Origin of the sequence: Agrobacterium tumefaciens, assembly GCA_025559845.1 — a bacterium.
Lineage (GTDB): Bacteria > Pseudomonadota > Alphaproteobacteria > Rhizobiales > Rhizobiaceae > Agrobacterium.
In genome coordinates, this window is record CP048471.1 from 111,890 (window position 1) to 134,033 (window position 22,144).

The 22,144-nt window shown below is 53.8% G+C and carries 21 protein-coding genes and 6 pseudogenes; 9 read left to right on the top strand and 18 right to left on the bottom strand.

Annotation, left to right across the window (positions count from 1 at the left end; all coding sequences use genetic code 11):
* Positions 1-6: 6 nt before the first annotated feature.
* Entirely contained in the window at positions 7-744 is a 738-nt protein-coding gene (locus FY156_27865; protein UXS05382.1) for an alpha/beta hydrolase, read from the top strand.
* A 31-nt stretch (positions 745-775) separates the two neighbouring features.
* Here FY156_27865 and FY156_27870 read toward each other — a convergent pair.
* The 5 genes and pseudogenes from FY156_27870 to FY156_27890 form a co-directional block, all read right to left on the bottom strand.
* Positions 776-1,016 (bottom strand): annotated as a pseudogene (locus FY156_27870) (hypothetical protein).
* A gap of 280 nt (positions 1,017-1,296) precedes the next feature.
* On the bottom strand, positions 1,297-2,196 hold the full coding sequence (locus FY156_27875; protein UXS05383.1) for an AraC family transcriptional regulator: 900 nt from the start codon (positions 2,194-2,196) through the stop codon (positions 1,297-1,299).
* Positions 2,197-2,265: 69 nt separating this feature from the next.
* Complete coding sequence (locus FY156_27880; GenBank protein UXS05384.1) at positions 2,266-2,490, bottom strand: hypothetical protein; 225 nt, start codon at positions 2,488-2,490, stop codon at positions 2,266-2,268.
* Positions 2,491-2,614: 124 nt separating this feature from the next.
* Complete coding sequence (locus FY156_27885) at positions 2,615-3,214, bottom strand: NADPH-dependent F420 reductase (GenBank protein UXS05385.1); 600 nt, start codon at positions 3,212-3,214, stop codon at positions 2,615-2,617.
* Positions 3,215-3,240: 26 nt separating this feature from the next.
* Positions 3,241-4,137 (bottom strand): pirin family protein, encoded by an 897-nt coding sequence (locus FY156_27890; GenBank protein UXS05386.1) that lies wholly within the window; start codon positions 4,135-4,137, stop codon positions 3,241-3,243.
* Between the two features lie 99 nt (positions 4,138-4,236).
* Between FY156_27890 and FY156_27895 the strand changes: the two genes are divergently transcribed.
* Both FY156_27895 and FY156_27900 read left to right on the top strand, forming a co-directional pair.
* Complete coding sequence (locus FY156_27895) at positions 4,237-5,151, top strand: LysR family transcriptional regulator (GenBank protein UXS05387.1); 915 nt, start codon at positions 4,237-4,239, stop codon at positions 5,149-5,151.
* A gap of 376 nt (positions 5,152-5,527) precedes the next feature.
* Positions 5,528-5,860: pseudogene (locus FY156_27900) on the top strand (helix-turn-helix domain-containing protein).
* Here FY156_27900 and FY156_27905 read toward each other — a convergent pair.
* The 7 genes and pseudogenes from FY156_27905 to FY156_27935 all read right to left on the bottom strand — a co-directional run bounded on the left by FY156_27905 (position 5,854) and on the right by FY156_27935 (position 11,768).
* Positions 5,854-6,003, bottom strand: a pseudogene (locus FY156_27905) (helix-turn-helix domain-containing protein). The pseudogenes FY156_27900 and FY156_27905 overlap by 7 nt on opposite strands.
* A 120-nt stretch (positions 6,004-6,123) precedes the next feature.
* A pseudogene (locus FY156_27910) lies at positions 6,124-7,133 on the bottom strand (IS30 family transposase).
* A gap of 203 nt (positions 7,134-7,336) precedes the next feature.
* The gene (locus FY156_27915; protein ID UXS05388.1) at positions 7,337-7,741 is read right to left on the bottom strand and encodes a helix-turn-helix transcriptional regulator; all 405 of its coding nucleotides are present in this window, start codon (positions 7,739-7,741) and stop codon (positions 7,337-7,339) included.
* A 606-nt stretch (positions 7,742-8,347) separates the two neighbouring features.
* Positions 8,348-9,205 carry an alpha/beta hydrolase gene (locus FY156_27920; protein ID UXS05389.1) on the bottom strand — a complete coding sequence of 286 codons (858 nt, stop codon included), beginning with the start codon at positions 9,203-9,205 and terminating at the stop codon, positions 8,348-8,350.
* Positions 9,206-9,596: 391 nt separating this feature from the next.
* Positions 9,597-10,043 (bottom strand): annotated as a pseudogene (locus FY156_27925) (hypothetical protein).
* A gap of 338 nt (positions 10,044-10,381) precedes the next feature.
* Positions 10,382-10,678 (bottom strand): PRC-barrel domain containing protein, encoded by a 297-nt coding sequence (locus tag FY156_27930; GenBank protein UXS05390.1) that lies wholly within the window; start codon positions 10,676-10,678, stop codon positions 10,382-10,384.
* Between the two features lie 190 nt (positions 10,679-10,868).
* Positions 10,869-11,768: a helix-turn-helix transcriptional regulator gene (locus tag FY156_27935; GenBank protein UXS05391.1), complete on the bottom strand. Its 900-nt coding sequence runs from the start codon at positions 11,766-11,768 to the stop codon at positions 10,869-10,871.
* A 262-nt stretch (positions 11,769-12,030) separates the two neighbouring features.
* On the opposite strand from FY156_27935, the gene FY156_27940 reads away from it, so the two are divergent.
* Positions 12,031-12,933 carry a DMT family transporter gene (locus FY156_27940; protein UXS05392.1) on the top strand — a complete coding sequence of 301 codons (903 nt, stop codon included), beginning with the start codon at positions 12,031-12,033 and terminating at the stop codon, positions 12,931-12,933.
* A 519-nt stretch (positions 12,934-13,452) separates the two neighbouring features.
* Here the strand turns inward: FY156_27940 and FY156_27945 are convergent.
* Positions 13,453-13,635, bottom strand: coding sequence for a hypothetical protein (locus tag FY156_27945; protein UXS05393.1), 183 nt, complete (start codon positions 13,633-13,635; stop codon positions 13,453-13,455).
* Between the two features lie 236 nt (positions 13,636-13,871).
* Between FY156_27945 and FY156_27950 the strand changes: the two genes are divergently transcribed.
* The 3 genes from FY156_27950 to FY156_27960 are packed head-to-tail and all read left to right on the top strand — an operon-like array spanning position 13,872 to position 15,866.
* Entirely contained in the window at positions 13,872-14,780 is a 909-nt protein-coding gene (locus FY156_27950) for a Ku protein (GenBank protein ID UXS05394.1), read from the top strand.
* 11 nt (positions 14,781-14,791) lie between these two features.
* The gene (locus FY156_27955) at positions 14,792-15,601 is read left to right on the top strand and encodes a Ku protein (GenBank protein UXS05395.1); all 810 of its coding nucleotides are present in this window, start codon (positions 14,792-14,794) and stop codon (positions 15,599-15,601) included.
* 1 nt (position 15,602) lies between these two features.
* Positions 15,603-15,866, top strand: a complete 264-nt coding sequence (locus FY156_27960; protein ID UXS05396.1) for a hypothetical protein — start codon at positions 15,603-15,605, stop codon at positions 15,864-15,866.
* A gap of 323 nt (positions 15,867-16,189) precedes the next feature.
* On the opposite strand, the gene FY156_27965 is transcribed toward FY156_27960, so the two are convergent.
* Together FY156_27965 and FY156_27970 are read right to left on the bottom strand one after the other, a co-directional pair.
* Positions 16,190-16,492: a DUF982 domain-containing protein gene (locus FY156_27965; protein ID UXS05397.1), complete on the bottom strand. Its 303-nt coding sequence runs from the start codon at positions 16,490-16,492 to the stop codon at positions 16,190-16,192.
* A gap of 226 nt (positions 16,493-16,718) precedes the next feature.
* Entirely contained in the window at positions 16,719-16,922 is a 204-nt protein-coding gene (locus FY156_27970) for a hypothetical protein (GenBank protein ID UXS05398.1), read from the bottom strand.
* Positions 16,923-17,608: 686 nt separating this feature from the next.
* Here FY156_27970 and FY156_27975 point away from each other — a divergent pair.
* Positions 17,609-17,818, top strand: a pseudogene (locus FY156_27975) (transposase).
* A gap of 245 nt (positions 17,819-18,063) precedes the next feature.
* Positions 18,064-19,002 carry a helix-turn-helix domain-containing protein gene (locus FY156_27980; protein ID UXS05399.1) on the top strand — a complete coding sequence of 313 codons (939 nt, stop codon included), beginning with the start codon at positions 18,064-18,066 and terminating at the stop codon, positions 19,000-19,002.
* 258 nt (positions 19,003-19,260) lie between these two features.
* Here the strand turns inward: FY156_27980 and FY156_27985 are convergent, their stop codons facing one another.
* The 3 genes from FY156_27985 to FY156_27995 form a co-directional block, all read right to left on the bottom strand.
* Entirely contained in the window at positions 19,261-19,701 is a 441-nt protein-coding gene (locus tag FY156_27985) for a transcriptional regulator (protein UXS05400.1), read from the bottom strand.
* Positions 19,702-19,830: 129 nt separating this feature from the next.
* The gene (locus FY156_27990) at positions 19,831-20,409 is read right to left on the bottom strand and encodes an EAL domain-containing protein (GenBank protein UXS05401.1); all 579 of its coding nucleotides are present in this window, start codon (positions 20,407-20,409) and stop codon (positions 19,831-19,833) included.
* A gap of 623 nt (positions 20,410-21,032) precedes the next feature.
* Positions 21,033-21,965: an EAL domain-containing protein gene (locus FY156_27995; protein UXS05402.1), complete on the bottom strand. Its 933-nt coding sequence runs from the start codon at positions 21,963-21,965 to the stop codon at positions 21,033-21,035.
* Positions 21,966-22,144 lie beyond the last annotated feature (179 nt).

A 22,144-nucleotide genomic window follows, 5' to 3' on the forward strand; every position in this document is an offset into this window, starting at 1 on the left:
CACCAGATGATCGAAAAACTCGTTTTAGCGGCGGCAATCCTGTCAGGAATCGCGGGGACAGCGCTGGCTGGCGCGCGCAATGTCGTTTTGGTCCACGGAGCAACAATGGACGGGTCGACCTGGCACGAGGTCTACGATCTTCTGGTAAAAGAAGGCCTGAAGGTCAGCATCGTTCAACTGCCACACACCAGCATGGCTGACGACGTTGATGCGACCCGCCTTGTCCTCAAGCAACAAACCGGACCCACTATCCTTGTGGGCCACAGCTATGGTGGAGCAGTGATCACCGAAGCAGGCGTGGCGGACAATGTTGCTGCGCTGGTTTACGTGGCGGCGTTTCAGCCGGAAAAGGGCGAAACCATCAACGATCTGGTGTCTCGCTATCCTATGCAATTTCACGTCAAAATGCTGGATGACAAAACTTTTGTGCCCGATCCCGCTCATTACCACGACGACATAGCCGCAGATTTGCCGAAGAAAGAAACTGACTTTCTTTCTGCATCTTCCAAGCCAATGACGTTCGAACCATATGGCGTAGCGATCCAGCACACGCCGTGGAAGGAGAAGCCGACCTACGGCATCGTAACGACCGCAGACAAAACGCTCTCGCCTGACCTCTTGCGCTGGATGTACGCCCGGTCGAAGGCCAAGACAACTGAACTGAATGGCAGCCATATGGTCTACATGTCGCAGCCGAAGCAAGTGGCAGAAGTTATCCTGAAAGCTGCAAAAGAAACAGATTGAACGGCAAAGGCGGCTGATGGCCGCCTTTGCCTTATGATTTACCTCCGAGAATCACGCCGGCGTGCCAGAGAACATCATCGGAAAAATCGCCGTCCGCCGTGAACCCGTTATCGTCGGTATCCGTCCGGTTGCCAGCGACTTTGCAGGAGCCCAATGCGCGCTCTTTCGCTTCCGCGCGCTTCATCAACCCTGACGGCCGCTCTAAACTCGTGGCGTATCCGCTCGTCGTTTGTGACCTGCATGCCGACACAGTGGTGAATCGAGTCAGACATTTTGCGCCCCGTTGCGGATTTGATATCACCAATACCGGCGGAGTGTGCCGGTGCGGCTGCCATGATCCACAATTCGGTGACGGTGATAAATACGGCGGTCCACAAGCGACGTTCGCCCTTGTCTCCTGCTTTCGTCACATTGTTGATCCTCCCTGATCGCCTTCGTTTTGCCGGACCAAAGAATGCCGTGCATCAGACCTGAGGCGGTATAGTGGTTCTCCGGAGCCATTACCCGATCCTGCGAGAATGATTTCTTGCAGGGGACGTACAACACCGCCCGTCATTGCCAGGTCGTCGCGGGCATTGTCTTCATTTTCTCGATGTCCTTCTTCGGAGGAAGGCCAAACATACGGGCATATTCACGCGAGAACTGGGATGGACTGTCGTATCCGACGTTAAAGCCGGCTGAAGCCGCATCGAGCGCCTGCGTGATCATCAAGCGGCGTGCTTCCTGCAGACGGATCTGCTTCTGATACTGAAGCGGGCTCATGGCGGTTACGGTCTTGAAGTGCTGATGGAATGACGAGACGCTCATATGCACCTGCGCGGCGATCTCCTCGATCTTGAGCGCTTTGTCATATTGGCTTTTGATGATGGTGATGGCCCGGTTGATCTGCGCGAGTTTGCTTTCTGCCATGGCGATTTGACGCAAGCGGTCACCCTGTTCGCCAAGCAGCAGCCGGTAGAGGATCTCGCGCTCGGCGAGTGGCGCCAGGACAGCTCGATCGCTTTCACGACCGCTTTCCAAAAGCTCAGCCAGCCTTATGACTGCATCGAGCAGCTGCGTTGGCACATCGCTAACTGCAATGCCGCGTTGCGCCTCTTCATTGCGCAGGCCACCAGGTACAGCAGCACTAATGATATCGGCGATGGCCGCCGGCTCGAGATCGAGCCTCAGGCAAAGATAGGGTTTCTCTGGCGACGCCACGAGGATCTGTCCTGCGATTGGGAGATCTACGCTGACGATAAGAAACTTCATTGGTTCATAGACGAAAGCCTGATCGGCGAGCGTCGTTTGCTTTCGACCCTGTGCGACGAAACACACTGCGGGCTTGTGCAAGATTGGGACCGCCTCCGTCGGCGTAACTGATCGGAGGATATGAACCCGCGGGACATCTGTCTGCGTCACGCCGTCATTACGGCAATTTTCAGCGAGGATGCGCGCCAGACGCTCGATCATCTATGTCTCTCAAAATGTTCGGGAATGTGGAAACGAAGATAGCCGCGAAATTCGCGGCCATCAATATCCTTAACCCAGCTCCCAAGAGAAGCCACGCTCTCGCTGCCTTCTTCGCGCGCGAAGGTACGAAGGGGTGATTGACTGCGAGACTTCCTTGTCTCGGTTGGGGTTGTTGGTCAGAATTCCAAGACGAGACAGACCCAAGTCGGCGTGATGCTCGACCGAGAGGAGATCGAGCTCCTTCTTCATTTGCTTCTGGCGGCAAGACCGGACCATATTGGTAAAGAATTCCATCTGTCACTCCTCTCGTTTCGTTCGATGATTGTTGATCTCACAGATTTCGGAAGAGGTGGTAATACGATGGCCTTCGGAAATTGCATGATCCTACAAAGCTGAGTGTCGCTGTGTTCCCGCCCGATCAGTCCTTGAGTAGAGTGAGCGCCACAAGGGGCTGACCGAAATGCTGCACCGCGCCGGACGCCTTGAAGCTTCCGAGGTCAGAGGGCGCAAAGCCCAAGCGTGCGATCAGGTCGGAAACCTTTTTGCTAGCTTCAGGGAAATTGCCCGAAAGAAAGACGACACGCTTTCCGCTCGGCTTTACCGGGTCCGATGCGAGCACAGCTGCAGGCAATGTATTGAACGCCTTGACGAGCTCGGCGCCAGGGAACAGGTCGGCGACGATTTCCGACGACAGTCGGCCACCGAGGTCGCGGGGCTTGAAAGCGGGAAAATCGATGGCGTTCGTGGCGTCGACGATCGTGCGGCCTTCCCACGCCACATTTTTCTTGGCGACTTCGGGAACGGCATCATAGGGGACTGCAAGGATCAGCACATCAGACGAAAGAGCCTGGTCAAGGTCAACAGCCTTGACCGTGCTGCCGAACTTGTCAGTGATGGACTGAAGCGAGGCCGGCCCGCGTGTATTTGCGATAACCGCGTCGACGCCAGCCGCGTGGAAGCGCTCGGCAAGTGCAGAGCCAATAGCGCCAGAACCGATAATTGCATAGGTAGTAGTCATGATAGTTCTCCTTTGTTGAGTGATTGTCAGTTGAAGTTGTCGGGGAGGGGAATGAATTCATCGTCGCCCGGGACGCCGGGAAACTGTCGTTCGCGCCACAGATCAGCGGCATGACGAATGCGATCCTGGTCCGTTGCGACGAAGTTCCAGCGGATGAACCGCTTATCGGGAAGCGGCTCTCCCCCGAACGCGAGGAACCGGGCGGGCTCGCTCGCCTTGACCACGATTTCTGCGCCAGGTTTGAAAACGATAAGACGGTCAGGGCCGTGCGTGCCGTCCTGGCCCACGATTTCGATGGCGCCACTCACGACGAAGATGGCTCGTTCGATATGCTCGCCGTCGATTCTGTAGCGAGCCCCAGCCTCAAGCTGGATTTCTGCAGAGAAAAGGTCAGAAAACGTGGTGGCAGGGGAGCGACGGCCATGCAGACTGCCCGCGAGCAGCTTCATATTGATACCTTCGCCGTTCACTGCCGGGAGTTCGGCTGCGCCGATGTGCTGGAAAAGAGGCGCTGTCTCTTCGGACTGTTTCGGAAGGGCAATCCAGCTTTGCAATCCTGAAAGCCTCCCGCCGTCTTTTCGGATGTGTTCCGGGGTACGCTCTGAATGGACAATACCAGCGCCAGCGACCATCAGATTGACCTCGCCGGGGCTGATCGATTGCACGTAATTTTCGCTATCACGGTGCAAAAGTTCGCCCTCTAGCAGGTAGGTAAGTGTCGAGAGACCGATATGCGGGTGAGGACGTGTGTCGATACCTTCACCCGCGCCGAAACGCACCGGGCCGAAGCTGTCGAGGAAGATGAACGGCCCAACCATTTGCCGCATGGCGGCAGGCAAGGCGCGTCGGACGGAGAAGCCTCCGAGGTCCCGGGTCGATGGCAGGATGATTTGCTCGATGTCAGCGTTCGACAAGTAAGACATTGTCTTCTCCTGCTGTTGAAGTTTATTGAGAGAAGCTATGCCCACTGGACGTTTCGGAAAACTCATATAATTTCGGCGAAAACGATCGAGGAATTCGAAATGTCAGATCCCGGCCAGCCGACGCTTGATCAACTGAAAGTGTTTATCACCGTTGTGGAAACCGGAAGCTTCGCCGCAGCATCCCGTAAGCTTAACCGAGCCACTTCCGTAATAAGTTACACGATCGCCAACCTGGAGGCCCAGCTCGGCGTCACGCTGTTTGATCGCCTCTCGACGAAGAAGCCCCAGCTAACCGTGGAGGGAAGGACCGTACTGGCCGAGGCTAAAAGTGTCGCTCATGGTATTGATAACTTACGCGCCAAGGTTAAGAGCATGCTGCGCGGGGTGGAACCCGAAGTTCACCTTGCCCTTGACGTCATGCTGCCGGCGGCGCGGGTCATGGATGCGCTTAAAGCATTTCGCAAGGAGTTCCCCAGTGTATCGCTCCGTCTTTACGTTGAAGCCCTTGGTGCCGTCACCCAAATCGTCCTTAACCGGACAGCCTCGGTCGGAATCAGCGGCCCGCTGGATGTAGAGATCGCCGGTCTGGAAAGGATCGGGGTTGGATTCGTAGAGCTTATTCCCGTCGCGTCCCCAGACCATCCCCTGGCCGGCGGATCGCATCCGCCCGGCGCTGCACGAGGCCATATTCAGTTGGTCCTGACGGACAGATCGCCTCTTACACAAGGACACGAGTTTGCCGTCGTGGGAAACCATACATGGCGGCTAGCAGACCTGGGTGCCAAGCACATGCTTCTCAAGGAAGGTATTGGTTGGGGCAACATGCCCGAACCCATGGTGCGTGACGATATCGAAGCGGGTCGGCTCGTCCGGCTGGATCTCCCTGATTGCAAGGGGGGGCCATACCGCCTCCAGGCGGTCTACCGAACCGACACGCCCCCAGGACCGGCCGCCCGGTTTCTAATCGATCATTTCCAGAGCCAGGACATCGATAATCCTATGGCAGCGGGATGAACCTTTGGAGGATGAGTCGCTAGCACCCGTCCAGCCGAAAGCAATCCGGACACGCCGAAATTGCGGCTAGGTTCAGACAATCGAGTGAGACCAAGGCGACCGCCACGGCGACTCCTCGATGCCCAGAGCAGCGTCGTTACAAAGGTCTCCTCGGTAGGTGATGAGGCTCCTACACGAGCGGCCCCTGAATTGAATCGGCTTGAGCTTTCGTGACGCGCAAAACTGAAGAGTTTCATAACCTAGATTTTTGTAGGAGCACGGTTTAGCTTGTAATATCAGTAGCTTAATTATGTGGCAGCAAGGTTGAAATGTCCGCCAGTTTGCAAAATAGAAATGTCACACTCCCCGGGTCTGATTGGCACCTGGGAGATTGCAGATGGGATTGATAGCGATGAGCGAGCGCGATCTGCAGCGGATCGAGGTTTTGTCGAAGGTGACCGCCGGTCGTATGACCGTGGTGTCGGCGGCGCATGTGCTTGACCTGAGTGAGCGTCAGCTGCGTCGGCTCTTGCAACGGATGCGGACTGGCGGCGCGGCGTCGATCCGGCATAAGGCGATCGGCCGGCCATCGAACAATCGGATCAGCGACGGCGTTCGGGATTATGCGATGACGCTGGTTCGCGAACGTTATGCGGATTTCGGGCCGACTTTGGCCACCGAGAAGCTGACTGATCGCGACGGCTTGCGTGTGTCGCGCGAGACGGTCCGCATCCGTTGCAAGAGCCGACGCAGCTGACGCTCACTCAGGTCAAGCACATGCGCCGCCGACACCACGGTCATACGACCGGCGGTCACCTTCGACAAAACCTCGATCCGCTGCAGATCGCGCTCGCTCATCGCTATCAATCCCATCTGCAATCTCCCAGGTGCCAATCAGACCCGGGGAGTGTGACATTCCAACTTTGCAGAAACAGGACACTTTAACTTTGCGTGTGAGTTCATGCTGAACCGCGACTTGCGGGGCATCCGAAGCTAACCGGCATGCCGCATCTGCGCGAGAACTTTCTTGCGGAAAACTTCTGCAGGCGTTCGATAGCCAAGGCATTTGCGCGGCGTTGCGTTGAGCCGACTGCAAATTTCTATCAAGTCCGCGTCGGTGACCGTGAGTGGGTCGACGTCTCTTGAAAGCCATTTCCTCACCCGGCGGTTGGTGTTCTCGACAGTGCCTTTTTGCCACGGCGATTGGGGATCACAGAACCAGGTTTGCGTACCGATGCTTGCCTGAAGATAGGGCCAATCAGTGAACTCTGTTCCGCGGTCGAACGTGATCGATCGGCGGGCAAGGTGGGGCAGGGCTTGCAGGACACGAACAAGGCCATCCATGACGGGCCGGGATTGCCGGTCGTTGTTGCGTAGGAAGATCGCAAAGCGGCTGACCCTTTCTACGAGCGATGTGACGTTTGCCTTCCCAAACTTCTTTCGGAACTGGATCAGATCGCATTCCCAATGACCAAATTGTTTGCGCTCGGCAACAGCATCCGGCCGCCGCAAGATGTTGAGTTCTGACTAAACCGTTGTCCGTGCTTGCGTCTTGCATGTCGTGGTCGCCGTCGAGCACGATGCTCTGGCAGATGCCGCCACAGCTTGATCGCATGCCCGTCGGACGAGTATGCAAACTTATAGATCGTTTCGTGACTGACCGAGACCGGATGGCGCTCCAGGCGCATACGGCCAGCGATCTGCTGCGGCGACCAGCCATGCATGATGCGTTCGATCACCGACTGTCGAACGTACGAGAACCGCGCCAGCTTGCGTAGTTTCGCACGTCGTTCACACGACATGGCGTGCGCAGTCACGCAGTAATAGCCGGTTAGATCGGGCACAACCTTATCGACAAAAGTGTTGCGTTTGATCTCACGAAAGATCGTTGAGCGATGCCGGCCGAGCTGCTCTGCGATGGCACTAACAGTCAGCCCGGCCGTTCGCCAGCGGGCTATCTTACGACGTTCATCAAGATCAATGTGGGAGTAGGTGCGTTCCATTGCATCTTCCTTGTGACTGATAACCCATTGGTATCATTCGCAAGTCGCACTTCAAGCTTGAACCCACCCGGCTACACACAAAGATCGCATAAGATTTATTATGGAACTTTCTCGTTAGTTTGGATGCATTGAGCTATCTACCGCGTCATTCTCTGGATTAGAAGCCAAGGAGCAACGTTATTCGATCACGTCTCCCCACAACATCACTCCTCATTTTCGCTCAACGCCTTTACGAGATTAAAAATTTGCCGTCGAACATGAATATCTCGGATCCTCATAAAGTTTTGGCTGAGTTGCGTTCCTTCTATCGAAGCGATAAATTTATGACCACCTGAGGATACATCGACGTTTTCGATTGATGCCCACTCGCTTCCGGGTGCATCCTCAAAGAAAAATGCGATCGGGACGTTTAAAACGGTGGCTAACGATTGGAGGCGACTGGCTCCAACTCTATTGATCCCGCGTTCGTACTTTTGAACTTGCTGAAATGTGACACCTAGACTTTCGCCGAGACGCTCCTGGCTTATTCCAAGTATCTTCCGGCGAAGTTTTATGCGACTACCCACATGAACATCAGTTGCATTAGGTTGCTTTGCTCGCAAGTTCACTCTTCCCTTCGTTGGGGCATTGAACGATTAACGTCATCCCAAGAAACCCCTGTTTGCGACGCAAAAAATGCTTCGTTGAGAGCTGTTCTCTCGGGGAAATCCATAGTGTCTTTCCCAAGACCACTACGATCGACGGGAAAGTTTGAATGACCCCTGATACACGTGCTCCATCACTAGAGCTACTGTCTTCTCTATGGGTTCATTCGATGCGATGTTCACATTGCCGTCTATGACCGCGAGGGTTTCGTCAACCAACGCGTCCCGATCAGCTCCACTGATAAAGTAACGAAGGGCGTAACGCGCAACAATTCTCTCTATCGGATTTCCAGATCCTGATCCAAGTAGTGTCATGACATGCACTCCAGCAATGCAGGCGGGAGCACGTACAAACTCTCAGGCATCAGCGCCCACATATTCGCTGCTGACGATCACGGCAGTATAGAGGACGTTCTGGCGGTGTCGAGCAGTACGCTCTCCTGGCTTGGAGAGCGCATCACGTTCCGGATACGATCTGCGGAACACGCCTCAATCCTGCAACCGCGACGGCAAACCTTCAATCGCTTTAGTCCGCGGGCGAGCGCCACTTCGTTGCAGCGCTGGCTATGGTTACTCTCCTAAAACCTCACCGCGCTGCAAGATTTGAGCTCGATCGTTCACGAAATCTTCGAAGCGAAGAAGCAACTCGTTGAACCTCGTCGTTTGCTCCCAGTGAACGGCATGGCCAGCTTCCTTAATGCGAATTGGCTCGCCTTCCCAGGCGTTCGCGAAATCCAGACTGTCTATGTAGTCGAGGTTTATCACCGCATCATTCTCACCATTTACGATCGCGATAGGGATTGGTGATGTCTCTACGGTCTGACGCTGATTGCTACCCTCACCTCTCAAGGCCGCTTCGATCATAAATTGGCGCGCAATACCGTCAGTCCGCCGCACGGCATTAAGAAAGAACTCTTCACCAGCACCGTTACTACCCAGCGCGAGTTCGGCAACCATCCCCACCTGATCATCGCTCAACACCGGACTGCCAGTATAGGCCATTTCAGGGCTAGGTTTGAACCCCGCCTGCAAGCCCTCCGAAGAGTTCGCTATTGGCGGCGTCCCATAAATCATGGCTCCATCTATCGAAGCTTTCTTCGCCAACATTTCGAGGACGACATGTCCGCCCAAGGAGTGCCCGAGCGCCACGAAGCGGTCCACGTTCATACCCTCCAATGCCTCAAGCAGTGCATCCGCATAACCAGGGATGCTGTATGTGCGCTGGGGATTAATGGCGTCGTCCGAATAACCGTGTCCGGGGAGATCGAACGCGATCACACGTCGCACTCCAGATAGAGCCTTAATCTGAGGCCTGAACGCCTCTTTGCAGAGCGAGTTGGCGTGTACCATCACCAAAGGAACGCCGGCCCCTTTAGTATCGATGAAAGCAATTGACCCGTGTGAAGTGCTAATCCCCGACGTAAACATATCATCGCCCCTCGGTTGATTTTTATTAAATTCACAACCAACAGACGGACGTCATCGTCAAGTCACAGTTGCTAGAACATAAGGTCTTTCTCGCCACGAAAATCCGCCACGGAATAAGCGTTGACTCAAAATAGTATCAGTTTAGCTTCGATTTTAGCCCTGATGTGATTTCGATCTTCCGGGGTAAACCCGGCTGCTTGGGAGGGCAGCCGGGTTCCTTATCCCGAAAATCGCGATCAACCTTTAAATGATGGCGGCCGCGGAACCGAGCGTCGGCTGGCCCGCGCGACTCCGTGCATCCCCTCGACACAAGCGAGGGTGCTGACCTAGCCGTCATAACTAACCGATCTCTCGGATAGCTACTGCACCACCCCTTTTCGTCGTACAGGTGTCACAAACGATACCGATTGCGTTCGGCAGCGATCTGCTCCTCAGTGTACGGGTCAGCGGTTTCGTCGAATCGTGTCCAACCCTCTTTGGTGTAGGCTTGACGTCGAGCGCCCAGATCGACGGCTCGAGAGCCGTTGAGAATTGCCTGGGACGCGACAACTTTGTCGTCGTCGACCTTAGCGGCGACGACCGCGCCACCACGACGGACGCCTTCGGCATAGAGATGTGCGTCCTCTTCGGAAACACCCGACTCGATCAGCCCACCGACAATACCTCCGGCCGCGCCGCCGACGACAGCGCCTGCAAGGGCCCCTGCAGCCGTAGCTGCGAGCCAGCCTGCGGCTACAACCGGACCAACGCCCGGAATTGCCATAATCCCGAGGCCTGTGAGCAAGCCGCCAGCGCCACCAGCAACCGCGCCGATGCCAGCACCCGTGCCCGCACCCTCGGCGGCGAGCGGAGGCTTGAGCTCATAAGCCCGCGCTACTCTGCTCTTTGTAGTGTCGGCAGGTGGCAAACCAGACTCGTTTCAGCGGTAAGAATGCATGCCACCTACTCGTAGGGCTGGAAGCTACCGTCATCGCAAATAATCTGGACGTCCGAAGTTGCACCCACCCCCCTTCGACACATGCCAAATCAAATTAGAAAAGGCGCGGCTTCGTAGAGCCACGCCTCTCAATGACGTCAGACCAGCGGTTAAAAATAGCCTGACTGACAACGAAACTCTTGTTTGCGACATGTGTTCCGCCGCAAGAGCTATAATAAAGTGACCGCGCCACAAAGACGTTAATCACGATGTTCTGGCATTTCCTTGAGCTGATCCTTTGTCCAGGACGTGAGAGCATGGACTTCTCCGTCCTCGTCTCGCATGAAATCCAGATCAGTTATCGAGACTGCAACAGGCTTCGCTCCAATCCCGAGGAAACCTCCGACATCGATTATGACTGTGCTGTTCGCTCCGATGCCGTGAACGTGGTCTACTTTTCCGACCTTGTGGTCGTCCGCTCCGTAGACGGTCGTCCCTTCGATCAGCGACGCTTTAAGTTCATCGGTTGTCAGGCGAACGTGATTTGTGTGGTCCATGATATTCCTCCTTTGAATAAATGGAGAACTCACGGAGCGCGTTGGTGTTCCGAAGGTGAGCGTCGGACGGGTCGCCTTAAGGTTCAGATTGGCATTTGAGTGGGTTACGCCCTACCAAAAGACAGCCGATTCACTCCTCCAAAATATTACGGAAGCAAACGACGAACCGAAGCAAACAAATCGGTTCCCGTCACTGAATAGTCTTTCGCCATTGAGCCGGTGGCATACCCACCCGGGTGGTGAATGTCCGCGTAAAATGAGCTTGGTCAGCGAAACCACAGAGAAAGGAAATCTCAGAGATTGAGAACCTGGTTCCTAGCAGCATTTCCTTTGCCTTTTCGATCCGACGAAGCAGCACCCATCGATATGGAGGGTGTCCCATCGTTAAACCAAAGGCTTTGATAAAGTAGCCCCTGGACAAGCCGCACTCGGCCGCAACAGCTTCAATCGAAATGTCTGACGAGAGATTCTCTTCCAGCAGTTCGATCGCGCGCCTTTTTTGCCAAGGTGCCAGATAGCCCTGTATCGGTTTGCTTTGTCTCAATCCACCGTATGTCTTGCAAAGGTGAAAAGTCAGTACGGCGGCGACATGATCCTGAAACAGACGACATGTGGGGGTCGTACTGCTCAAAGATGGCAAGCACGCTTGAGCGAGGCCTTTAACAACCTCATCCTCGATATCTTGTCCCGGTTTCGCGGCGAATGTGTCGATCGCGCGGCCACCTAGTTCCTCTTCGTAGAGCGTCAACGCAGAGCGAGGTATATGAAAGCCGAGGCCATCAAATGTTGATTTCATCTCGGCAGTCCAGGTTCTCCGGTAGTCATAGATGGTGAAATTCCCAGCACGCGATGTCTTGAAATTGACGTGCCTGTTATCGACCCACAAGTTCCCCTGGTAATCCTGCAAATTGAACGCGACGAAGAATGCGTCTTCGTGGAAGTGAGGATCGATCATTCCATGGCCGGGCTGCCGGCATGAAATCCTTGCCATTGTCACTTCCGACTTTCCGAAAATCGGTGCGACCACGATCTCGGACTGTCGGGAACGAAAGAAAGCCATGTCTTGATTGCTGGCGATACTGCACGGCATGGATTCGTCTCAAAAAATTATGTCTGAAAACTATTCTGCAGTTCCGTTACCATCGCCCGCCCCTCCCTGTAAACGGTGCAACCAATGTGACCGCTATGGTCATCTACGGCAAAGACGTCGCCGACTCTCACGGTTTAAGCTGGAACTTTGCGGAATGCCCGGAAGACTGCAGTTTAAATGTTCAGTGCGGGTGTATAGAGGTTCACAATCACGGCGCGGATCGCCCCATTCGCTCACCGTGTTTGCATCGAACACATTAGAAATGCAGCCTACAGAAATGATGAGATTACCGACATCGAGCTTTAGCGTCCTCTTGCTTATTATTTTTGCAGTTTGCCGAGGCAGCGCCTACAGCCTGACGACGGTCGCCCTTGCCTATCTATCCAGCGCAACCATTACATTTTTGCGTCTGGCAATCGCCGCAGCGGCTCTGCTGGTTTGGGCATGCTGGACTTTCGGCGACTTTCGATGGCTGAAAAGTGATTGGAAGCCAATTTTCATTTTCGGAATTTTCGGTAACTCGCTTCCCAACGGTCTGATAACGGTCGGGCAGGAAACGGTACCAAGTGGTCTTGCGGCTGTCATGATGGCGCTTATTCCAATATTTTCTGCGATCATGGCTCATATCTGTCTCGCGACGGATAAGTTAACGCTGAAGTCGTTTGCTGGCGTGTTGATAGGGTTCTTCGGTGTGTTCACGATTGTCAGGGCGCGCAGCGACCTGGAATTGGATGGGCCCATGCTTCCAGGTCTTGGCCTGATGACGATAGCCGCCCTGTCAATTGCGCTTAGTATCGTATCAATGCGCTTTTACCGTCCAGCAAACCAGAAGGCGACTGCTTCATTTAGCCTGCTCGTAGCAGCGGCGACCCTTGCTCCGTTCGTCAGCCTTTCCGATTTCTCCCAAACGGTGCCAACCCATATAATTCTCATCTGCTTAGTTCTTGGATTGGTTTGCCATGGTCTCGCCTGGATCGTGATGATAGCGCTGTCACAGCGAGCGACAGCGGCTTTTGCGTCATCCACAAACTACTTGATCCCTGTCGTCGGTCTGATGGTCGGCGCTATTTTTCTCAGTGAGCCCATCTTCTGGACAGATGGCCTAGCGTTCGGGCTCATCATTGGAGGCACGGCCCTTTTGCGCGATCGGAAACCAGGGGGTTAGCTTCGGCCGCACGCACGCGGCTCTGTGAATCCACGAAACTGCTCTAGCCATCTTCGATAACCGAACGCTCCTACACCTACGGCACCAACACCTATTGACGAAGATCGGAACATGTTGGATGGATCGCGCGGTTGTGGATGTCACGCGCAGCCAAGTCGGGCTTACGACGGGTTCGGCCGTTTTTTGATTCAAAGTACGCCAAGCTTCAGAAGCGTATTTCATTTTGGTTAGTCTTCTTATCTGCATTGCAGCGACGCCTTCACTATGACGTCGCTGCGAGGAGCAATCACCGAGGCTGTTACGTCACAGCGCGGGCCAGTCGTTCCACGGTTCCTCGATTTCTTCCGGATCATCCGCTGGGTGGGGGTCATATTCGTAGGCCGAGCGGATGTTTACAAGCTCAGGCTGCATTCTTGCAATAACATCTGGGAACTGGAGACCCCGGGACGACATACTGGTCGATCAGCTCATCCAGCTTGAACCTTGCTTCATCAGATAGCTTATCCGTCATATCCCGCCTCAATGCTTGGGACGATGGTCACTTTTGTCGCCCTCGCCCGGCTTCGCGTCGTGTTTGGCTTTCCGGCGCCTGTCTGCAGAAAGCGAACGGCCCACGTCCACGCTTTCCTTAAACTGACCTTTGTCGTTTCGACGGACGTAGCGTTTGTCGGTGCTTGTATCGATAAGTTCGCGATTTGACATAACAGCCTCCTCCTTCTGATTGAGCAGAAAGAACGCTCATGATTCCAAAAGGATGCCAAATCTATCGACGTCAACCTGTCCGCTGGACCTTCGGCACTACCGCAGCTCATCCGGTGGAACCAGAATCATCTTGTCAGCCAATCGAACTAACCCATTGAAAATTGATTCGTTTCGAGTCGGAACGAATCACTTCGATTGGGCTTTGAGTCGCATCAAAGTGATTCGGAGTAAGCGTCATGGCGAGTGGTCATAGAGCACAATGGAAAGGTTTCCTGAAGTTTGGGGAAGTCAGCTGCGGAGTGGCGCTTTACACGGCGGCCAGCACCTCTGAACGGATAACCTTCAACACGATCAACAAGGCGACCGGAAACCGCGTCAGTCGCATCTTCATCGACAGCGAAACCGAAGAAGCGGTTCCAAAGGAAAGCCAGACCAAAGGCTTCGAGATCGATAACGGTCGTTACATCATCATCGATCCAGATGAGATCGCGGCGGCGATCCCAGAAAGCAACAAAACGCTCGAGATCGAGGCGTTTATCCCATGCAAGGATGTCGATGACGTCTACTTCGACAAGCCGTACTACCTCACACCTGACAAGATGGGCGAGGATGCCTTTCTGGCGCTTCGCGACGGGATGAAGAAGTCTGATGTCGCGGGGATCGCCCGTACGGTCCTTTTTCGTCGGATGCGGACAGTCCTGATCCGCCCACACGGCAAAGGGCTTATCGCGACGACCCTTAACTTCGACTACGAGGTTCGCTCCTCTAAAACCGCGTTCGAGGAAATGCCGAACATCAAAGTTGAAGGTGAGATGCTGGAGCTTGCCAGGCACATCATCTCGACGAAGAAGGGCGATTTCGATCCTGCCACCTTTGAAGACAGGTATGAGGCAGCGCTGAGCGAGCTTGTGAAGGCAAAGCTCGAAGGCAAGCCGTTGCCCAAGGCGAAGAAGATCGAGGTTTCCAAGCCGAACGATCTGCTTGCAGCACTCCGCGAGAGCGCTGGCATGATGAAATCAGCCGCAGCCAAGCCGAAAAGAACGGCGGCTAACGCAAACAAGGGCGTGGGTCGAGAAAAGGCATCGAGAGCGTCTCCCTCGAAGGCAGGCGCAGCCAAGGCCGCAGGTCAACGCAAGGCGAGCTAGGGAGAACAGCCATGGCACCGCAATACTATTGGAAAGGCTACCTCAAGCTGTCGCTGGTCACCTGCCCTGTCGCAATGAAACCCGCGACGAGTGAGAGCGAGAAGGTCCGCTTTCATACCTTGAACAAGGACACCGGAAATCGTGTGGTGAGCCAGTACATTGACTCGGTGACAGGCAAGCCAGTCAAAGACCAGAACGAAGCCAAGGGATATGCGAGAGGTGAGAACGATTACGTCATCCTCACTGACGACGAGTTGGACGCTGTCGCTCTCGACACCGTCAAAACCATCGACATAGAGAAGTTTGCTCCAGCAGACTCCATCGAATGGATTTATCTCGAGAAGCCACACTATCTCATCCCAAGTGACACTGTGGGAGAGGAGGCATTCGCAGTTATTCGCGACGCGATGAAAGCTGACAACGTCGTGGGGATTTCGAAGCTTGTAATTGGCCGGCGAGAACGTGCCGTCGTTCTTGAACCCCGCGACAACGGGATTGTGCTGTGGTCGGTCAGGTACGGTGACGAGGTACGGCCGGAAGAGAGCTACTTCAATGACATCGCAGATGATGCCGATCCAGAACTCGTACCCCTTGTACAGCAACTCATCAAAAAGAAGACGGCCAAGTGGTCCCCGGACATGGTGAGTGACCCAATCCAGGAAAGTCTCCTCAAGCTAATCGAAGATAAGAAGAAGGCGATGCCCAAGAGGGCGGCGAAGGGGAAGAGCTCTGTGGCGGCACCCGCGTCGAATGTGGTCAACATCATGGATGCTTTGAGGAAGTCAGTCGAGGCTGACCTCAAGAAGAGAAAGGCTGGGTGACATGCATCTCACCGATACACGCGTTCAGCAAGAAACTGATGGCTGGAAAGTGGAATTCGTCGGAGACGACGGCGACAGCGTGTCGGTCCACGTTGCCGAGGCACAAGCAAGAAACGAAACCGAAGCAATGCAGCATGCGAGAGCCATCATGGTCGAACTGACAGCGTTCGGGACGCGTGGTGGAGGCCGGAGCCTCAACAGGTACGATGCGGAAAGCAACGGCAACTTCGATGAGGACGAACCGTTCCCGAGCACAAAGCACTGAATGTGACGTGTTCAGGAGGTCAGCCAGCCAGTTCAATTCGCTTCCGTTGCTGAAGCTGCAACCCTAATAGCTCAGTCCGCCAGGGGTCCGATCCATCCGAAGGCGATTGCCGAGACCCCGCCTACCACGACAGCATTCAAGAGAATAAGTGAGATAACAAATAACCTTTCCATGGTTGTTTCCTTTCAAGAACGGAACTTGACCCGAACGACATGTTAAAGAAGGCAACTGCCCTGACGCGCTCGCTGCGAGTTGAGTAGTCTCCAAAAACGTAGGGCAAGCCATCAAACCTGTCGGAAAGGCCCGCCAAAGCGGGCCAGCGCCTAACCTGTCGCATGGGTATGGGAAATATTGCCGTCCCTTGGATCGGAGCTAGCTTTCACCAGAGGCATGCCTGCCTCAAGACAAGCCGCAATGAAGGCTTCTCTCGCGACCTCAGATGGTAGAGTCCAGGCCAGCGCTGCTCGGCATTCCTCGACAGCTCTTGTGTAACGATCGCCGCGACGAAGCGGCCACTCGTTCTCTAAGACATCCAAGGCGTCATAGACGCTCAGAAACGTCCTCTCGAGTCCGCATTGAAGTCGTGCACGTACTGGTGCTCGAAACGAAACATCTTGGCTGTTCATCTCTAACCTCCAATCTAAACAACCAGATTCAGAAGCACAAACAAGATTGGTTGTCATAATACGGCGATCAAGATGCCGAGCAAATTTTTTCAGATTTGGTCCGTTACCGTACAGAAGATCTTTGACAACGCTCAGCGTCCGCAGGTGCTCAGCCGCCGAAACTATCTCGCGTGAACGGCTCCACTAGACCCCAGTGCGGTTCGTTGTGCTTGCGTGACGACAGCGTTTAGACGCCGGCAAAGATACCAACGATTAATACCCCTTCCAGCACGGCTCCGAGTGAAAAAAGCGACTTTGAAAGTATGGCACTCGCCCCTGTTCGCTGTTCGAACAAATGATGACATCCAACAGCACTTACTAGGCCCGCGGCGATCAGGCTCATGAGGCCAATCATGCCGACCAAGGCAAACATTTCAGATCCAAAAATCATAGGTCGATCCTCCAACTCAACGCGCCGTTTGTATGGGTTTGCCGAACTCAGACGTTTACCACCGAACCTGCTCGCGTTAAAATCGTTCAAATCGCTGACGATCCTACTCAGTCAACCGCATCACCGACCTGAGGGGTATTTTTGCGATCAACGAGCCATCGTAGCGCACCACCTCAAACTCAGTACCATCTAGCACCTCATCTCGAATGATTTTCTCGGCAAGCATCTCTCTCGCCGCCTTCAGCGCTTCAACGAGTGCCTACTCGTCGCCTGAAAGTATCGCGCCTTCATTGTCCTCTGAAAGGCCCTCAGAGTCACGCACGTGAAAGAAGTACCGAGGCATAAGTTGGTATCCTGAATTGACAGTCCACGGAAACTCACCATGTCATGCATAGTTCCTTAGTTATGCGTACATCCTGAACGATGACGTCATTGAGCTCGCGAAGATTGGCCTTTCGCTGTTTTCTCCGCCGCGATCTCGAACAATACACTGATGTTATTCCGCTCGTGACCGAAGCTCTCGGCCTGGGTCAAGATTGGAGAGCCCAAACTCCACCAACGCCAAACGCCGCATTGTCGCGATCAATTGAGTATCAATCTCGATCTCTTAATTTGAACTGCCCCCACTTTCGACGGGACAGTCGGCATAAGCAGAACGGCTCAAGCACAGGCTTGGGTACAGGCTTATGTCTAACGCGTATCGACACGCTGAATTGCTGACAGGTGATGTTCGCCGCAGGCGATGGACAACCGAGCAAAAGCTGACGATCATTGAGCAGAGCTTCGAACCAGGCGCGAAGGTATCGTCCACTGCTCGCCGCCATGGCGTCGCGCCCAATCTGCTTAATCGGTGGCCCAGGCTTTTGAGCGAGGGAGGTGCTGCAGCCGTGGATTCCGCCCGGTTTTTTAGGGGCAACTCCATTGCCACCTAAAATTATGTTATGTTATAACTTATCGAACACCAGTAATTCGGTCAGGACAGGTAGGAACGATTTGACGAATTTTAGAAAATGCTTGAAAGTACTCCGGTGCGTTAGGCTCCGTTGCTCGAGCCAATCCCCAAAGAAACCACGGGCCAAGTCGTCAGTTCTATCATCACATCAGACGGTATAGCCCGATGTGTGCAAAAAGAACTGTTGTAATGGCGTTCACTACCTATTCTACAGCGTTGGACCTAGCTGGTCCAATGGACGTGTTTGCGGCGGCAAACGCATTGCTCGCACCGCAGGATGGATACCGTCTTTTGTATGTGTCGCCGCAACACGGGCCAGTTCGACTTTGTAACGGGTCGCGTATTTTACCCGACCTGAGCTGTGCCGAAGCAAACGGTGATTACGATGTTGTCCTTGTTGCAGGTGGACCTATATACACGCAAGACCCTGCCCTTTGCACCTGGTTAGCGGATGCTTGTCGCCGAGCACGCCTTTTTGGCTCGATCTGCACCGGCGCGTTCGCGCTCGGTGATGCAGGATTGTTAGATGGACATACGGTCACCACACATTGGGAATTTGCACAAAAACTCGCGGCGTGGTTTCCCACGACCATAGTCGACGCAGACCGCATCTTTATAAGAAGTGGTCCGCTCATCACATCGGCCGGTGTGACAGCCGGAATTGACCTCGCGTTGGCACTGGTTGCGGAGGACCACGGTGCGAAACTCTCGTTGCGGATTGCACAGCAACTTGTGGTCCTGGACCAGCGCCAGGGTGGCCAGTCGCAATACAGCCCCTATCTAAGTGCAGCACAAGATGCAAACATGCCCATATCGCGCGTTCAGGCCTATGTGAATGAAAATGTCGGCGAAAACTACAATCTGGAAAGACTAGCCGCTATAGCCGGAATGAGTGTTCGAAGCTTCTCGCGCCATTTTACGCTGATCACCAAAATTACGCCTCGCGAATTCATAGAACGAGCACGGGTTGATTGCGCTCTTCGTTTGCTCGAAGGGACGGGATCGCCTCTAAAAACGATTGCGCACAATTGTGGTTTTGGAAGCGCGGACAACATGTGCCGAGTGTTCAAACGGCGCCTTCGCGTCTCTCCGAGAGATTACCGAGAGCGATTTAACCGCGAACTTTAAGGCGCAGTCGTTCCGACGCCTCGTCTAGAGGGGTGAAGGCGCACTTGAGCGTCTTCTGTTGGTAGGGCCACTTTTCAAAATTAATCCGACGCAGGCCACGTTTAGATAATATATGATTTTATCGACGATAAATCTAAAGGCTCTTGGTGGCGCACCCGTCCGGAGATGTTGGGTTCCCTTCAGAAATTTAGAGAAAGCCTATGTTAGGTTTCTGCATTTCACTGCGACTGAGACACGAGTCATTGTCGTTTTAAAGCATTATCGGTCCGCTTTCAGACGGCGCCGGCGATCGTGTTTACTCCCCAGGCCCGTCTCCTTAGCCAGCCTAGATCTCTGCTTCGCATAGGCAGGCGCAACCATCGGGTAGTCGGCAGGTAGCTCCCATTTATTCCTGTATTGCTCAGGGGTCATTTGATATTTCGTCATAAGATGGCGTTTAAGTGATTTAAACTTTTGGCCGTTTTCCAAACAAATCAAATAGTCGTCGTTGATTGACGCTGCTACTGGCACCTTCGGGATCGGTTTTACAGGCGTAGCTACTTTTACGCACGACATCACTCCAATCAATGCGCCGTGGACGTCATGGATTAATTTCGGCAGTGTTTCTATTGAGACGAGCTGCGTACTCACGAAAGCAGTCACAATATTCGCGGTTAGTTCCACGAGTCGATCATCGGCGATTTCAGCTCTATCATCCATCCAAATGCCTCTATGTGCGAAATTTCGTTCATCCCGATCGAAAAAGGATAACTGCCGTCCGCAAACCGATGCGATTCCGCACCCACGACAACGTCAGCAAAGAAAAAATCGAGCGAAATGCGATTATTCTTATCCATGGTGTATCGGCCTAGTGCCAAATCCAGAGAAACTCACTCCGCATCCAGCTCTCTGAATGGCCATGATAAATCCTATCATTTGCGACCTTTTTGCCAGAACTGAAGGCTCCCTGATTTCGATAACCAGTCGGGCTGCAATTGAAGGATTTCTACGTAGTGTATCTTTGAGTGATGCCCACCAGACATCGTCAACGGCAGATAATACCGAGACTTCACAACCGAGCTTGATTTCCGTGCGTTCTCTCAAACGTTTAATCGCCGACTGGACGACGTATCTATCAAACGCACGTGTGAGCCGGAGCCTTTCCAGAACCCTCAAGAAAACTCCTGCCCCGATCACTCGGTTGCCGTTTTTGACCGCCCGTGCATGACTTTTGTAGTATGGATATTCCGTGCCATTTCCACTCGTTTCCAGTGGATACTCAACCAGTTCTAACTCCTGTTTGGCGAGCGCGTCATAAACCGCGACAGCGATCGCCATATCCTTACGATATTCGTTGATAGCGAGCCATGATGGCGATCCATATCCAATATCGTGATGTCCTGTCCCCTCGTCGCTATCAACGCTCATGGCGACACTTATCTTGGTTCGACCTAGATCGATCGGCCGCTCGCAACAAAGCAGTAGAGCCGGATGAACTCTTGAGAAATCGATTTCGCTGTCCCAGCCCCACCCTTGGATACGCAATCCGCAAGGTTCGATTGTAAGAGCACCGAGAGAGTCGGGCAGTATAGATTCGGTTCGACGGCACACGGCGTGAAGCACTCTCGCCGCAACTCCGTCGCCGTAACACTTCGCAATTTGGGGTAGGTTCTCTAGAGTCAGTCGAATGGAATTTCGCTCAGTTTTTATTGGGATGCTTAACTGATCAACGTTTACCCTCATCCTAAAAGGCCTCGCGAATGCCAGCCAATCAGTACACCAAATAAAAGGGATAAGAGGGCAACGGCTAAAACCGTCACATACCCTGCAACTAGAAAGCCAACCAACAAGCCAGAAATAGCGAATATCATCCCCAAGAAAAACACGGGTGTTACCTGGACAGTAGGCACATTCTCTCTAGCCGGCATGTTCGCAACCTCCGATGTTCTGCAAATGGGCTGGGAAATACGATCGGAATCGCTTGGCGGACCATGCGCAGCACCTGCTTGAAATGCGACCGTCGTTTGAGCGCTATCGGGCGAACGCATTGATCAGAAAAATCGATCCGCAGTTACTCTCTGCGGCCAAACTTGACTGAGGCCACCTGCATGGTCGCCGAGTGTTTTTTCACAATAGGGACGTTCCGCCGCATGCATTCTCTGACCTGCTGGCAAAGGCCGAGAAATGCCATAACCCTGAAGATGCGTTGCACCAGACAACGCAGCCAACTGAGCCTGCTCTACGGTCTCAATACCCTCCATTACAATGATCGGAGAGTAGCAAGAGGCAAAATTTATAAAGTGCGCAAGTGACTCATCATAGAAGGTCGAGGGCCCGATAGGATCCAAAAAAGACCGATCAATTTTGACAATATCGAAGTCGAGCAAACGCACCAAAGCTGGTGACGCATAGCCCGTCCCGAAGTCATCGAGAGCAATTTTACAGCCCACCTCACGGACTTCAGCCAGCATCGCTGATGTCGATGCCATATCTGAAAGTGGACGTGTTTCAGTGAGTTCGAGGATCAAACGCGATGCAAGATCGGGACGAGAGCGGATCTGACCCGATATTCCATGCCAAGCAGCACGATCAGATAGGTTATCGGCTGATATGTTGCACCCGAAAACCGCATCGCGGTCACGATCCAACTCGCTGAGCACAAGCCGCAGCATGTTCTGATCAAGCAGTGAGATGTGACCGGAGGCCTCCAGCTGTGGAATGAAGCTACCAGCACCATAAAGGATACCATCCACACCCTGTATAGTAGCTAGACACTCTTGATAAAATACACCATCGGAAGCGGCGACTGGCCGAACCGCTTGCGTATTGAACCCCGCCCGACCATCAGCAATAGCCGATTTGATGGCATCAACGTGCCCTTCGCCTAATGAGCCCTGGTGATCAAACATATTCGCCTCCAACTGCCCGGAAAAGAGTGTGCTCAAAACGTGCTTGGCCGAAGCCAAGCCCAGAAAATCGCCCACAGTCACTCCGCTTATATTTATGAACGAAGGCCTCGCCAGCACCTTGAGGCACAGACAGGCCGAACAACCAACGGCATCCACGGCGGCTGCGTGAATCGGGACAGAAAGACTTGCCTATGAAGAAAGTCTAGCCGTCATGAAGAGCAGTGTAGAAGATATATTTCGCAGATAGAACGGCG

Excerpts from the sequence above, each read along its gene's own strand:
- FY156_27980 (UXS05399.1), top strand. The coding sequence starts at position 18,064 with ATGGCGTTCACTACCTATTCTACAGCGTTGGACCTAGCTGGTCCAATG.
- FY156_27875 (UXS05383.1), bottom strand. The coding sequence starts at position 2,196 with ATGATCGAGCGTCTGGCGCGCATCCTCGCTGAAAATTGCCGTAATGAC.
- FY156_27865 (UXS05382.1), top strand. The coding sequence starts at position 7 with ATGATCGAAAAACTCGTTTTAGCGGCGGCAATCCTGTCAGGAATCGCG.
- FY156_27940 (UXS05392.1), top strand. The coding sequence starts at position 12,031 with ATGCAGCCTACAGAAATGATGAGATTACCGACATCGAGCTTTAGCGTC.
- FY156_27955 (UXS05395.1), top strand. The coding sequence starts at position 14,792 with ATGGCACCGCAATACTATTGGAAAGGCTACCTCAAGCTGTCGCTGGTC.
- FY156_27945 (UXS05393.1), bottom strand. The coding sequence starts at position 13,635 with ATGTCAAATCGCGAACTTATCGATACAAGCACCGACAAACGCTACGTC.
- FY156_27950 (UXS05394.1), top strand. The coding sequence starts at position 13,872 with ATGGCGAGTGGTCATAGAGCACAATGGAAAGGTTTCCTGAAGTTTGGG.
- FY156_27990 (UXS05401.1), bottom strand. The coding sequence starts at position 20,409 with ATGAGCGTTGATAGCGACGAGGGGACAGGACATCACGATATTGGATAT.
- FY156_27970 (UXS05398.1), bottom strand. The coding sequence starts at position 16,922 with ATGATTTTTGGATCTGAAATGTTTGCCTTGGTCGGCATGATTGGCCTC.
- FY156_27960 (UXS05396.1), top strand. The coding sequence starts at position 15,603 with ATGCATCTCACCGATACACGCGTTCAGCAAGAAACTGATGGCTGGAAA.
- FY156_27920 (UXS05389.1), bottom strand. The coding sequence starts at position 9,205 with ATGTTTACGTCGGGGATTAGCACTTCACACGGGTCAATTGCTTTCATC.
- FY156_27965 (UXS05397.1), bottom strand. The coding sequence starts at position 16,492 with ATGAACAGCCAAGATGTTTCGTTTCGAGCACCAGTACGTGCACGACTT.
- FY156_27885 (UXS05385.1), bottom strand. The coding sequence starts at position 3,214 with ATGACTACTACCTATGCAATTATCGGTTCTGGCGCTATTGGCTCTGCA.
- FY156_27930 (UXS05390.1), bottom strand. The coding sequence starts at position 10,678 with ATGGACCACACAAATCACGTTCGCCTGACAACCGATGAACTTAAAGCG.
- FY156_27890 (UXS05386.1), bottom strand. The coding sequence starts at position 4,137 with ATGTCTTACTTGTCGAACGCTGACATCGAGCAAATCATCCTGCCATCG.
- FY156_27985 (UXS05400.1), bottom strand. The coding sequence starts at position 19,701 with ATGGATGATAGAGCTGAAATCGCCGATGATCGACTCGTGGAACTAACC.
- FY156_27880 (UXS05384.1), bottom strand. The coding sequence starts at position 2,490 with ATGGAATTCTTTACCAATATGGTCCGGTCTTGCCGCCAGAAGCAAATG.
- FY156_27895 (UXS05387.1), top strand. The coding sequence starts at position 4,237 with ATGTCAGATCCCGGCCAGCCGACGCTTGATCAACTGAAAGTGTTTATC.
- FY156_27935 (UXS05391.1), bottom strand. The coding sequence starts at position 11,768 with ATGCCGTGCAGTATCGCCAGCAATCAAGACATGGCTTTCTTTCGTTCC.